This is a genomic window from Rhodoferax sp. ZS1R25, assembly GCF_056521335.1.
Genome location: NZ_JBWMAZ010000001.1, coordinates 1,316,173 through 1,329,104, shown reverse-complemented (window position 1 = coordinate 1,329,104; position 12,932 = coordinate 1,316,173). Strand labels below are relative to the sequence as shown.

General features: G+C 63.8%; 13 protein-coding genes. 4 read left to right on the top strand and 9 right to left on the bottom strand.

The window, feature by feature from the left end:
• Positions 1-6: 6 nt before the first annotated feature.
• From AC097R_RS06325 to AC097R_RS06315, 3 genes are read left to right on the top strand one after another with little or no spacing between them, the layout of a single operon-like run.
• Positions 7-1,245, top strand: a complete 1,239-nt coding sequence (locus AC097R_RS06325; RefSeq protein WP_479596768.1) for a glycosyltransferase family 9 protein — start codon at positions 7-9, stop codon at positions 1,243-1,245.
• Entirely contained in the window at positions 1,242-1,724 is a 483-nt protein-coding gene (locus AC097R_RS06320) for a GtrA family protein (protein WP_479596766.1), read from the top strand. Before AC097R_RS06325 ends, AC097R_RS06320 begins: the two co-directional genes overlap by 4 nt.
• A gap of 17 nt (positions 1,725-1,741) precedes the next feature.
• Positions 1,742-3,514 (top strand): ArnT family glycosyltransferase, encoded by a 1,773-nt coding sequence (locus AC097R_RS06315; protein ID WP_479596764.1) that lies wholly within the window; start codon positions 1,742-1,744, stop codon positions 3,512-3,514.
• On the opposite strand, the gene AC097R_RS06310 is transcribed toward AC097R_RS06315, so the two are convergent.
• From AC097R_RS06310 to AC097R_RS06270, 9 genes are all read right to left on the bottom strand, one after another.
• Positions 3,515-4,351 (bottom strand): shikimate dehydrogenase family protein, encoded by an 837-nt coding sequence (locus tag AC097R_RS06310; RefSeq protein ID WP_479596762.1) that lies wholly within the window; start codon positions 4,349-4,351, stop codon positions 3,515-3,517. It lies immediately after the preceding gene.
• Between the two features lie 22 nt (positions 4,352-4,373).
• Complete coding sequence (locus AC097R_RS06305) at positions 4,374-5,381, bottom strand: TRAP transporter substrate-binding protein (RefSeq protein WP_479596760.1); 1,008 nt, start codon at positions 5,379-5,381, stop codon at positions 4,374-4,376.
• Between the two features lie 48 nt (positions 5,382-5,429).
• On the bottom strand, positions 5,430-6,707 hold the full coding sequence (locus AC097R_RS06300; protein ID WP_479596758.1) for a TRAP transporter large permease: 1,278 nt from the start codon (positions 6,705-6,707) through the stop codon (positions 5,430-5,432).
• A 22-nt stretch (positions 6,708-6,729) separates the two neighbouring features.
• A complete protein-coding gene (locus AC097R_RS06295) occupies positions 6,730-7,269 on the bottom strand; it encodes a TRAP transporter small permease (RefSeq protein ID WP_479596756.1) in 540 nt (179 codons plus the stop codon).
• 116 nt (positions 7,270-7,385) lie between these two features.
• A complete protein-coding gene (locus tag AC097R_RS06290; RefSeq protein ID WP_479596754.1) occupies positions 7,386-8,081 on the bottom strand; it encodes a TetR/AcrR family transcriptional regulator in 696 nt (231 codons plus the stop codon).
• Positions 8,082-8,106: 25 nt separating this feature from the next.
• The gene (gene ygiD / locus AC097R_RS06285; RefSeq protein ID WP_479596752.1) at positions 8,107-9,015 is read right to left on the bottom strand and encodes a 4,5-DOPA-extradiol-dioxygenase; all 909 of its coding nucleotides are present in this window, start codon (positions 9,013-9,015) and stop codon (positions 8,107-8,109) included.
• A gap of 135 nt (positions 9,016-9,150) precedes the next feature.
• Entirely contained in the window at positions 9,151-9,489 is a 339-nt protein-coding gene (locus AC097R_RS06280) for an RNA recognition motif domain-containing protein (RefSeq protein WP_477889586.1), read from the bottom strand.
• 438 nt (positions 9,490-9,927) lie between these two features.
• Positions 9,928-10,626 (bottom strand): hypothetical protein, encoded by a 699-nt coding sequence (locus tag AC097R_RS06275; RefSeq protein ID WP_479596750.1) that lies wholly within the window; start codon positions 10,624-10,626, stop codon positions 9,928-9,930.
• Positions 10,623-11,795 (bottom strand): exo-alpha-sialidase, encoded by a 1,173-nt coding sequence (locus AC097R_RS06270; protein ID WP_479596748.1) that lies wholly within the window; start codon positions 11,793-11,795, stop codon positions 10,623-10,625. Before AC097R_RS06270 ends, AC097R_RS06275 begins: the two co-directional genes overlap by 4 nt.
• A 119-nt stretch (positions 11,796-11,914) precedes the next feature.
• On the opposite strand from AC097R_RS06270, the gene AC097R_RS06265 reads away from it, so the two are divergent.
• Positions 11,915-12,928 (top strand): pirin family protein, encoded by a 1,014-nt coding sequence (locus AC097R_RS06265; protein WP_479596746.1) that lies wholly within the window; start codon positions 11,915-11,917, stop codon positions 12,926-12,928.
• Positions 12,929-12,932: the final 4 nt, after the last annotated feature.

Genomic DNA, 12,932 nt, shown 5'->3' with positions numbered 1-12,932 from the left:
ACGCCTATGAATATCCAGACACAACGCTTCATTGACCGCTGGGCTGGCCAGCTCCTGTGTGGCGCGGTGTCGGGATGGGTACGGCTCGCCGGCGCGTTCGGCGCACCGGCGCGCATGCAAGCGGCGCCCAAGAACATCCTGGTCATCCTGCTCTCCGAGATGGGCAGTATCGTGCTGGCGGGCCCCATGTTTGCTGCGCTGCGCAGGCAGTACCCGGGTGCGGCCATCCACATCCTGCAACTGAAGAAGAACCAGGAGGTCTCCAGGCTCCTGTCGCTCACCGCGCCCGAGTACATGCACACGCTGGACGACAGCTCTGGCGGGGCTCTGATTGGTGACATCCTCAAAGTCAGCCTGGCCATGCGCAAGCTGGGGCTGGACGCGGTGATTGACTGCGAGTTGTTTTCACGCGTGAGCGCCCTGCTCTCGTTCAGCACCGGTGCCCCCGTGCGCGTGGGCTTCACGCCGCACACGCAAGAAGGCCTGTACCGCGGCAGCTTCATCAACCACAGCATTCCGTACAACCCCTACCAGCACATCAGCAAACAGTTTTTATCGCTGGTGGATGCGCTGCAGTCGCCCGAAGGCATGCCCCGCAACCGCGCGGGCCCCATCCGCGAGATTCCGGCCGAGCCTGAGCTGCATGTAGCCTTCACCCCCGACGAGCTGGCCACCTACCGCGACAAGGTAGAAGCCGACCACCCGGTAACCCAGGCGCGCCCGCTGGTGCTGGTGTATGCGGGCGGCGGCATCCTGCCCGAACGGGCCTGGCCCGCCAGCCACTACGCCCGCGTGGTGCAAGGCCTGTGTACCTCTGGTTACGCGGTGGGCTTGATCGGACTCAAGGACGATGCCGTGCTGGCGCGTGACCTCAAAACCCAGGTGGGCAGCGAGGCCTGCATCGACCTCACCGGCTACACCAAGAGCATCCGCGAGCTGCTCATGCTCATGCATGCCAGCGCCCTGCTGATTACCAATGATGGTGGCCCCAGCCATTTCGCCACGGTCACTCCCATCCAGACCATGGTGTTCTTCGGCCCCGAGACCGGCAAGCTCTACGGCCCGCTAGGCAAACGCACCATCATTCTTGAATCGGGCATTGCCTGCTCACCGTGTCTGACCGCCTACAACCACCGCCTGACGTTTTGCGATGGGGACAACCAGTGCCTCAAGCGCATTGCGCCGGACCCCGTGCTGGACCAGGCCCTGGCCTTTTTGCGCAGCAGCGTGGGCGCTGCCGCATGAGCGCCGTGCAGCGACTGGTGCTATGGGCACTGGGCTGGATGGAGCGCTACCGCTACATCAAGTTCGGCATCGTCGGCGCCAGCGGCACAGTAGTGAACCTGGTGGTGCTGCACCTGGGGCACGAATTCCTGTTCAATGAACTCGAAGCCGCCTACAACAAACCCTATTTCTCGCTGGCACTGGCCATTGCCGTGGCCACGCTGAACAACTTCACCTGGAACCGGCTGTGGACCTGGTCGGACCGCGTGAAGACGCTGGAAGCCGAAGAAGCACAACCCGTCAGCCTGCGCCTGCTCGGGCTGGAGTTTGGCCAATACATCACGGCCTCGGCCTTCGGCAGTGGCCTGCAGTACGTGCTGACCCTGCTGCTGTCGGGCAGCATGGACTACCGCGTGGCCAACATCATTGCCATCGTCGCGGCCAGCGTGAGCAACTTTCTGGCCAACGACCGCTGGACCTTCAAGCGCAACCAAGACTGAGCGCGTTCAGCGGCACCATGCAGGCCCACGCTTTGTCACACCGCGCACCGACCTGGCCCTGGCTGGCCCTGGTGTTGTTGGCGGCCGCCCTCTACCTCTTCGGCCTGGGCAGTTTTTACGCCCCCACCAATGGCGATGAGATGGTGTACATCCACATCGCCCGCATGACCGCCGAGAGCGGCCATTGGCTGCCGCTGCAGTCCGAGCTGGTGGGCACGCGCAATACCAAGCCGCCGTTGCTGATCTGGCAGGCCATGGTGGCCGGCGGCTGGGGCCAGCACTGGAGCCTGTTCGCGCTGCGCCTGCCCAGCATCGTCTACACCTTCGCCACCGCCACCCTGCTGGCCTTCTTTGCCCACCGCATGGCACCCGTGCCTGGCAAGCTGCGCACCGCCTGCATTGCCGCCGCGCTGTACCTGCTGTACTTCTCGACCTTCCGCTACGGCCGGGTGTACCTGACGTCGGCACCCGAGACTTTTTGGCTCGCGCTACCCATGTGGTGGCTGCTGTGGCTACACCTGCGTGCGCCCATTGCTGCGTCGCCCGCTCAGCAGCTGGGCACGCTGGCCTACACGCTGATTGGCGTTGCCATGGGTCTGGGCGCGGCCTACAAGTCGTTTGCGCTGGTGGCGCCCACCGCCGCCGCGCTGTGGTGTGCTGTGCTGCTGAGCGAGCCCTGGAGCTGGCGCAGCGCGCTGCGCACCACCGTGGGCGTGACCTGGAGCGCCCTGCTGGGCTTGGGTATTTTTGCACTGTGGTTTGTGCTGGACCCCAACCCCGCCGAGGTATGGCAAGAGTTTGTCGTGGCCGAGAACGCCGGCAAGATGTCCAGCAGCCTAGGCTACTGGCAGGCTGCACTGTACGGCGCCTACCCCATGTGGACGCAGCTGCTGGCCTACCCCGCCAATGGGGGCCTGCTGGCGCTACCGGTGCTGGGCTTTTGCCTGTACGCCGTGCGGCGCGGCTGGCGCCCGCGTCAGTACGCACACCTGAGCCCCACGCTGTGGGTGCTGCTGGCCTGGCTGGTGGTGTGGCTGGTGGTGTTCACCATTCCCAACCAGCGCTCCGAGCGCTACGTGATTCCTGCAATGCCCGCACTGGCCATTGCCATGGCACTGCTGTGGGACCGGCTGCATCGCGTCTGGTTTGCCGCCACGCTGCTGATCACCGTGCCCGCGCTGGTGATGCTGGGCCGCATCGGCTGGGTCATGGGCAGCCTGGGCATGGCCAGCCCGTTCGAAGTTGCTATGACTTTGCTAGCTGCTGGCGCAGGATTGGCGGGGGCTACAGCTGGATTTATTCGATTTTCCTGGGTGCGCAATGCGACACTGCTGGCCTGCCTGGCGGTGTATGGCTGCTTCACACTCATGGTGCAACCGATCTCGGGCGATCGCGCCAGCTACAGCACCGACGTGCAACAGCAGATGCGGGGCCAGCGCCTGGCCGTGCCCAATGGCTTCACCGGCCAGTACGAACGCTTCCACTTTGTGCTGCCCGGCGCGCGCATCACGCCCTATGACGCCGAAGGCCGTAACACCGGCGCGCTCTACCCCGAACTGCCGCCCACGCAACGCCTGGACCGCTTGCTGAAAGAATTCGACGCCGTGGTATGGCTGCAAGACGACCTGGATGAACAATCCAGCTGCCTGCCCCGCTGCGTGCTAGTCGCCCAGCGCTGGCATGTAAAAAGCCGCCACAAGGACGGCGAAGTGACGCTGGACAACCTGTGGCAACCGCAGCAGTGGCTGTTCCGCCGCGAATGGTTGCTAACCCCCGCCGGGGGCGGCTGATCAGTACTGCAGCGTAGCCACTGCGCGCAGCTCCTCGGGCGTGGTGCTGGGCAAGCCAAAGAACTCCAGGTAGGCGGGGATCTGCTCGAACAGCATGTCTGACCCGACCTGCACCCGGCAGCCGCGCGCCTGTGCCGCGGCCAGAAAGGCCGTGGTCTCTGCTTTCATCACGACCTCGCCCACAAAGGTGCTGGGCGACAGGCGCGACACATCCAGTGGCATGGCATCGCCCGCGTTCATGCCCAGCGGCGTGGCGTTGACCACCAGGTCAAAACCCACAGGGTCGGTGGAACCCGTCGTCACGTCCAAAGCTGGGTAGTGCTGGCGCAGCCGGTCCGCCAGCCCCTCTGCGGCCTCCGGGTTGACGTCGAACAACGCCAGTGCCGATAACCCTTCGGCCGCCAGAGAGGCTGCGATGGCTGAGCCCACGCCGCCACTGCCCACCACCAGCGCCCGTGCGCCCTGCAGCACCAATCCCTTGCGCAGTACGCCGCGCACAAAGCCGGCACCGTCAAACATATCGCCCTGCAGCTGCCCGTCCGCCCCCAGGCGCACCGCGTTGCAGGCCCCCGCAATGGCTGCCGTGGGCGACAGCTCGTCCACCAGCCCCGTGGTGGGCACCTTGTGCGGCATCGTGATCAGCGCGCCGCGGATGTTGGAGAGCTTGAACACGCTGCGCAAAAAATCCGCGTAGTCCGGGCTCCTGCAGCCCATGGGCACCACCACCACATTGGCCCCGGCCTTTTCAAACCAGGGGTTGTAGATCATGGGTGCCTTGAAAGCATGCGTGGGAAAGCCGATGTGCGCAATGAGTTCGGTGTGGCCGGTGATGGTCATGGCTGTGCGGCCCCCCAAGCCATTACTTGCGCAGTTTGGCCAGTTCGGCCATCACTTCATTCACCGTGGCTTCGCCCACGTTCACGCTGTACTTGGCAACCACAGGCTTCATCTTTTCACGCAACTTGGCCAGTTCGGCTGGGGAGAACTCGCTCACCGTCATGCCGCCTTTTTTCAGGCCATCCACAGCCGCTGCGGCTTGCGCACGGGACTGCTCACGCTGGTACTTGGTGGCGTCGTCCGCGGCATCGTCAATCAGCTTCTTTTCAGCGGCGTTCAGCGAATCCCAGAACTTCTTGCTGATGATTACCGACTGGGGGTTGTACTGGTGGTTGGTCAGCGTGACGTACTTCTGCACCTCGTACAGCTTGTTCGCATTGATCACAGTCAGGGGGTTTTCCTGACCGTCAATGGCCTTTTGCTCCAGTGCGGCATACACCTCGGGGAAAGGCAGTGGTGTGGGGTTGGCACCCAGTGCCTTCACCCAGTCCACGTTGATGGGGTTGGGGATCACGCGCAGCTTCAGGCCCTCAATGTCTTCCACCTTGAGGATGGGGCGCTTGCTGTTGGTGATGTTGCGAAAACCCAGCTCCCAGTAAGACAGCCCCACAATGCCTTTTTCTTCCAGCTTGGCATGCAGTTTCTTGCCCACGGGGCCGTCCACCAGCGCATCCGCCTCCTGGCTGGTGCTGATGAGGAAGGGAAAGTCGAAGATCGCCAGCTCTTTGGCCACGCTGGCCAGGATGCCGGTGTTCAGCACCACCATCTCCAGCGTGCCACCCTGCAGGGCCGACACATTGGCCTGGTCGCCCCCCAGCACGCCGCCGGGGAACAGGTTGACCTTGATCTTGCCGCCCGACTTCTTGCTCACATTCTCGGCAAAGCGCTCCATGCCCAGCACCATGGGGTGGCCCTTGGGATTTTGCGTGGCGAACTTGATCGTGTGCTCGCGAATCTCTTGTGCTTGCGCCACGCCGAAGGTGGCGAGTACAACGGCTGCGGCAATGGCTTTGAGGACGGTACGTTTCATGGCTTGTCTCCTGAATAAAAGTAAAGGCAATGGGTAGGGAAAGCGGAATCAATAGAACCAGCGTGCGGGCACCATCACCAGCTGCGGGAACAGCACCATGAGGAACATCACCAGGAACTGCACCACCATGAAGGGCAGCACACCGCGTGTCACATCGTCCATGCGCATGCGCCCCACGCCAGCCACGACGTTGAGCACGGTGCCCACGGGCGGCGTGACCAGGCCGATGGAGTTGTTGATGATGAACAGCACACCGAAGTACACGGGGTCGATGCCCGCGGCTTTGACGATGGGCATCAGCACGGGCGTGAGGATCAGAATGGTGGGCGTCATGTCCATGGCGGTACCGACCACCATCACCAGCACCATGATGGCCATCATCAGCAGGGTCGGGCTGCCCAATAGCGGTTCCAGCAAGGCGACGATTTGCGTGGGCAGCTGGGCCACCGTAATCAACCAGGCCGAGACCATGGCCGCGGCCACCAAAAACATCACCACCGCGGTCGTTTTGGCCGCTGCAAGAAACACTCCCAAAAACTGCGCCCAGTTCAGCTCGCGGTACACCACCCCGGCGACAAACATGGCATACACGGCCGCCACCACGGCAGCCTCGGTCGGGGTGAACACGCCCATACGCAGCCCCACCAAAATGATGACCGGCAACATCAGCGCCCAGCCCGCGCTGCGCATGGCGACCAGCACCTCCTGCCAGCTCTTGCGGGGGGGTGTTGCCAGTTGCTCGCGGCGCGTCAGAAACCACCAGGTGCCCCAAAGCCCCACCGCCAGCCATATGCCGGGGAAGATGCCCGCGAGGAACAGTTTGGAGATCGACACGTTGGCCGCCACCCCAAACACCACAAAACCTATGGACGGCGGGATGATGGGGCCGATCACGCCGCAGGCCGCAATCAAACCGCCACTGCGCGCCTTGTCATGACCGGCTTTCACCATCATGGGCAACAGCAAGGCCGTCAGCGCGGCCGCATCGGCCACCGCGGACCCTGACAGCGCCGACAGCAGGCACGCCGCAATGATGGCCACATACCCCAGTCCACCGCGGATATGGCCGACCAGGGCCATCGCAAAGTCCACAATGCGCCGGGACAGGCCACCGGTGTTCATCACCTCGCCGGCCAGCATGAAGAAGGGCACGGCCAGCAGAGGAAAGCTGTTGGCGCCCTCCATCACGTTTTGCGCCAGCACCTGGGCATCAAAAATGTCCAGGTGCCACATCAGCGCAGCACCGCACAACAGCAAGGAGTAGGCAATAGGAATTCCCAGCGCCATGGCGGCGAGCAAGGAACCCAGAAAGACAGCAATGGTCATGGTCTTGTTTCTCTGGAGGTTGTTATTTCAGCGGTTGCGGAATGTCGATGGGCTCTTCTTCAGATTCGCGCACCCCAATCAATTCATCGTCCGCCAGTTGGCCGCTCAGCAGCATCCACAGGTGGTTGAGCAGGATCACCGCACTGAGCACCGCGCAGGCCATGCCGCTGGCGTAGAAGAAGCCGACCGACACCTCCATGGCGGCGCTGGTGGTGTCCCAGTTGATCTTGACTTGGTCCCATGCGCCCCGGAACATCAGCCAGCAGATGAACAGCATGAGCACGTGCCCGATGGCCAGGCAGGCCTTCTGGCCACTCACGGGCAGGCGCGACACCAAGGTATCCGTCCCAAGGTGAGAGCGCTCGTTCAAGGCGATCACGGCGCCCAGGAAAGTAATCCACACAAACAACCAGCGCGACAGCTCTTCGGACACGGTGAAACCCGAGTTGAAGGCGTAGCGCATCACCACATTCCCAAACACCAGCACCACCATCACTGCCAGTGCGGCGGCGATCAGGTAGCCCAGCCATCGGCAGTACCCATCAATGATTTTTTTAACCACGCACGTCTCCAAATATTCGTACTTTCAATAATGTACGAACTAGTTAGTTTTTAAATCTGCGGGTTTTCCCTGAACCTGCTGTGCATAGCAGGGAAAGCTGTTATGCCGAAAGTGAATTACGCGCGCACGAAGCGCACCACCATCTCGGTGACGCTGGCGCGGCGGGCCGCAGACTGCGCGGTTTGCGCCTGCCCCTGGAAGATCAGGCCAAAGGTGTGGCGGTTGGAGACATTGAAAAACGCCAGCGCCGAAATGGAGGCGTGGATATCTACCGGATCCAGCCCGCGACGGAACACGCCCTGTTGCACGCCCCGGTCATAGAGGAAGCGGATCGCCTCGATGGCCGGCACATTGAGCTCCTGGATAGTCCGGCTCTGGGCCAGGTAGGTGCCCTGCTCGATGTTTTCATTCATCACCAGGCGGATGAAGTCTTCGTTGCTCGCGTGCTGGTCGAACGTGAACTCCACCAGCCGACGCAGCGCTGCCTCGGGCTTCAGGTCTTCCAGGTGCAGCGCCCCTTCAATCTCGCGCATGCGTCGGTACGACTCTTCCAGCACGGCCAGGTACAGGCCTTCCTTGTTGCCGTAGTAGTAGTAAATCATGCGCTTGCTGGTGTGCGTGGCTTCGGCAATCGCGTCGATGCGCGCGCCGCTCAGGCCCTTGGCCGCGAACTCTTGCGTCGCCACATCCAGAATGCCAGCCATAGTGCGCGCAGGGTCGTTCGTGCGCGAGGGGGCACTGGCCTTCTTCGCCGCCGCAGGCGCTTTGAGCTTGGCCTTGGTCGTCCCTACAGAATGTACTGACTGGTTCATTCCGCGAGTATAGGAGGCCGCCTGCCTAGCCCCAAAGCACCGAACGCATGGAAATGGATGCCGACTGAAACCCCGTGTTGAAGAAGCGCGGCATCTCGCTGGCGCGGGCCGCACCCGCCGCATAGAGCAGCGGCAGGTAGTGGTCATGCGAAGGGTGGGCCTGCTGCGCCACAGCGCCCAGCGACTGGAAGTTGGGTAGCGCGTCCAGCTGCCCCTTTTTGATCTGGTTTTGCACCACGGTGTCGAATTCGGTGGCCCAGTCGTAGGCCTCGTTGGCGGCCGTGCCGTCGCGCGTGGCGCGCAGGTTGTGCACGATGTTGCCGCTCCCCACGATCAGCACACCGCGCTCGCGCAGCACCTGCAGTTGTCGACCCAGCGCATAGTGCTCGGCAGGGGCACGGCTGTAGTCCATGCTGAGTTGCAACACGGGAATATCCGCTTTGGGAAACATGGGCTTGAGCACCGACCAGGTGCCGTGATCAAAGCCCCACTGCTGCGTATCCACACCCAGAGCCGCGCCCGTGGCGGGCGACTTGAGCGCGTTGGCTAGACTGCGGGCCACGGCGGGCGCTCCGGGCGCCGGGTATTGCTGGTCCATCAGCGCCTGCGGAAAACCGCCAAAGTCGTGAATCGTCTTGGGGCTCGCCATGCCCGTGAGCTGCCAGCCTGGCGTGAGCCAGTGGGCCGAGATGCAGAGAATGATCTGCGGCCGCACGCCGCGCGCCAGCAGCTCCGTGCCCATGGCCTGCCAGCTGCGCCGCCAGGCGTTGTCATCAATCGCGTTCATCGGGCTGCCATGCCCCACAAACAGCACAGGCATGCGCGGCGAGGGCTTGAGCGCCTGCAGCAGTGGCTGGCTTGCGGCGCTGGCGAGCGAAGTAGTGATGAGGCTGGGGAGTGCGGCCAGAGCGGCCAGAGTGCTTCTGCGTTGCATGGGTGGATGGAGCACGGCCGAAGGGGTGAAGTTCCCGCATCTGCACATCTGGCGCATCCCACGGCCTTGCCCAGACGTAAAAAAGCCGACCCAAGGTCGGCTTTTTCTTAGCAAGAGCTAACGGGAGGTTAGCGCTTAGTAGCGGTTGCCGCCACCGTAACCACCACCGCCACCACCTTCGCGACGGCCACCGCCACCGCCGCCGCCAAAACCGCCGGTACGGGGTTCCATGGGGCGCGCTTCATTGACCACCATGTCGCGGCCGTCAACGTTTTTGCCATTCATGCCGCCGATAGCCGCTTGGGCTTCTGCGTCGCTGGACATTTCCACAAAGCCGAAGCCCTTGGAACGGCCGCTGTCGCGGTCCATCATGACCTTGGCCGACGACACAGTGCCGAACTCGGAGAAGTTTTGGTTCAGGGATTGGTCATCTACCGAGTAGGAGAGATTGCCGACGTAAAGTTTCTTGCCCATGGTGGGATCTTTCAAAAGGCGTCCGCAGTTTCAAGGAACCACGCAACGCAGGGGGAATGACGGTCTTGGTTAAAAACCATCGCATGCTGAAGGACTAGAGCCTCTGCGCCGGAAGTGCATCCGGTGCTTGGGGCTCAGGTCAGGAATTTTGGTGAAGAGGAAAAATAGAACCGGAGTAAAGCTCGCCGCTGGGGGAGTTTGACAACCGGGAGGGCCGAGACGATCGGCCAAAAAGGTGCGGAGGCGGCGTGTGGGGTGCCGCAGACCGTGTCAGACTGCAGACACTGCAAAGGTAAGCAAATTGCAGCGTCACCCGCGATTTTACCCTTGATCCGGAGCGCCAGGCCACAGGCAGCCCATAGCCACGAGCATTCTCTGCAAAAAAACAGATGAAACATCCCCTAAGCCCCCGTGGAATATGCGCGAGCAGCTATCAATTCAATAGCGCCGAAACACCACCCGTACGAGGTATCCGTGCAGGCCCAGCCAGAGCCAGGGGTCCAGCACGGCATCCCACACATTGCCGGTGGGCAGGCGCAGCGCCACAAAGGCCACCACGGCCAGCGGCACGGCCCAGGCCACGGGCCGGCTGCCCACCTGGGTGCTGGACAGCACCAGCCCCAGGCTCACCCAGGCGACCAGCGCTACCGCCAGCGGGCTAAAGCCCAAGGCGTACAGCGACAGGGGCAATGGCAATAGCGCGAAAGAATCCAGCAGCAACGCCCAACCCAGCACCACACCGGCAAACGCCAGCGGAGCCAGTCCCCGGGTGGGCTGCGGGGGGCGGCGCATGGCCCAGGGCGGTGCAGGCTTGCGCAGGCGCCGCAACAGCAGGCGTGTACACAGCAGCACGAGCACGAGGCTGGGGTGTTGGAAGGCCAGCCCCAACCAATAGGCCGGCGACCAGGGATCGGGCAACCACACGCTGACCAGCAGCACCGCAGCCACCGTAAGCAAGGCGGCACGGTGCGGCTGCCACCACCCCACCAGCACGCAGCCCAGCCAGGCCAACACCAGGCCCCAGCCCAAGTGCAACCAGAGCTGCGTGAGCCCCAGTGCTGGCAGCGCGGGTGTTTCGGTGGCGCCCACCGCGGCTACCAGGTGCAGCAGTCCGCTCCACAGGCTATCGGGGCTCATGGTTTGCCTCCTGCTGGGGTTGGGGCAAAGCGTTGCCAGGCCAGGCGCTGCCGGTCTACCGTGTAGCTCACCCACAGGTTGCCGTCGGCCCAGGCCAGTGCGGGGTAGGAAAACTCGTCTTCGCCGCGGCCCTTTTCCAGCGTCTGCAACAGGTCCCAGTGCACGCCGTCAGTGCTGTGGCTGAGGTCGAGCTGGGCGCGCGTTCCGGGGGAAGAGTTGTGCGCCAACAGCAGTTGCCCTGGTGCCAGCGCCAGGCCGCCCACGGAGGCATCGGGGTTGTCCAGTGCCAAGTCTGGCAAGTCGCGCCAGTGCCTGCCGCCGTCGTCCGTTTGTGCGGCCAGCACCTTGCCTTGCGCACGTTCGTCACGCAGCAGTGCCAGCCACTGCGTGGGCGATTGGGCCAGCAGCGTGGGCTGCAGCGCGTAGGGCCGGGACGACATGCGCACCAGGCCCTTGAAATTGCCGTCGGCGTCAAAGCGCAGGGCCGCCGGGTACTTGATGCCAAGCTCGAAATGCACGGGCAACACCATGCCACCATCGGCCAGCGGCAGCGGCGCATTGCGCACCAGGTAGCTGGTGTTCCACAACCAGGACAGCGGCAGCACGCCTACCGGTTCGAAGCGCAGGTCTTGCAGGCCTTGCTGCGCGCTGCTCTGGCGCAGGTGCAGTACCCGGCTGGCGGCCCAGCCACCCCAGCCAGTGGCCACCACAAACAAGTGGATGCGGCCCTGGCCATCGCGCCAGGCCACGGGGTTGCCCAGGCGGCGCAGGCCAAAGCCGATGTCGTCGCCCATGCTGTGGCGGTTGACCACAAACTGCGGGGGCGACCAGGCCTGCGTGGCACGGTCAAACTGCGAGGCCGCAATCTGCACCAGCGGGCCACTCTCGCGCTCGCCCGAAAACCAGAACACCGTGAGTGCGGACGGGCTGTCGGGCGGCATCGCCAACAGGCTGCTGGCGTGCGCCGCCTCGGTGCCCGCCGGCATGGGAATGGCGCCTTGCGCCACGCGGTGCAAGTTGGCCGCAACGGGTGCGGTACCCGTTGCCACGGGCAGCACGGCCTGCGCCACACCCGGCACGGCCGGGCGCTGCACCAGCTCGGCCACCAGCACCGCCGCAGCGATGGCCAGCGCACCCAGGCCGCGGAAGAAACGCGATGAAAGCAACATGGGCCGATCTTAGTAGCAGGGCTGAGGGCTTTGGCCACGTCGCCGGCAAAAAGTGGTGCGGCCAGAGACAATGGCGTCAGTCTCTTGTCTTGACCATCCTTCACCCTGGGGTTCTCTACATGTCCACCATCCTTTCCGTCGCACCGCTGGGTTTTCCCTGGCAAACGATCGACCCGTTTTTGTTCTGCGTGCACCACAACGACGCCTACCCGGCCGGCGACGCCAACATGGCGCCCCAAGCCTCATTGGCCGGCCGCAATATCGGCCAGGACTTCGCGGGCAAAGACGGCTGGAGCATGTACCACGGCGACACCGTGCCAGGCTTCCCTTCGCACCCGCACCGCGGCTTCGAGACCGTCACCATCGTGCGCAGGGGGCTCATCGACCACTCCGACTCGCTGGGCGCCACCGCGCGCTTTGGCGGTGGTGATGTGCAGTGGCTCACCGCGGGCAAAGGCATCGTGCACTGCGAGATGTTTCCGTTGGTGAACGCCGACCAGCCCAACCCTACTGAGCTGTTCCAGATCTGGCTGAACCTGCCCGCCAAGAGCAAGATGGTGGAGCCGCACTTCACCATGTTCTGGCACGAAAGCATTCCGCGCACCACGGCCACCGATGCCAACGGCCGCATGACCGAAGTGGTGTGCATTGCCGGCGCGCTGGGCGACCAACGCGGCCTTCCGCCTCCACCCGACTCCTGGGCCAGCGAGGCCGACAGCGACCTGGCCATCTACACCATCAAGCTGAGCCCCGGCGCCAGCTGGACCCTGCCCGGCGCAAGCAACGCGGCCACCCGACGCCAGCTGTATTTCTTCCAGGGCAACACGCTCACCGTGGCGGGCGAGTCGGTGCCCGTCAAGTCTGTGTTGGAAGTGCGCGCGACGGATGATTGCACCTTTGTGAACGGCGATGGGGAGAGCGAGTTGCTGGTGCTGCAAGGCCGCCCGATTGGTGAACCCGTGGCGCAGTACGGCCCGTTTGTGATGAACACCCAGCAGGAAATTCACCAGGCCTTTGCCGACTACCGCCGCACCGAGTTTGGCGGCTGGCCCTGGGGTGCGAATGACCCCGTGCACCCGCGCAACAAGGGCCGCTTTGCCAAACACGCGGATGGCAAGGTGGAAGAACGCTAAAAGG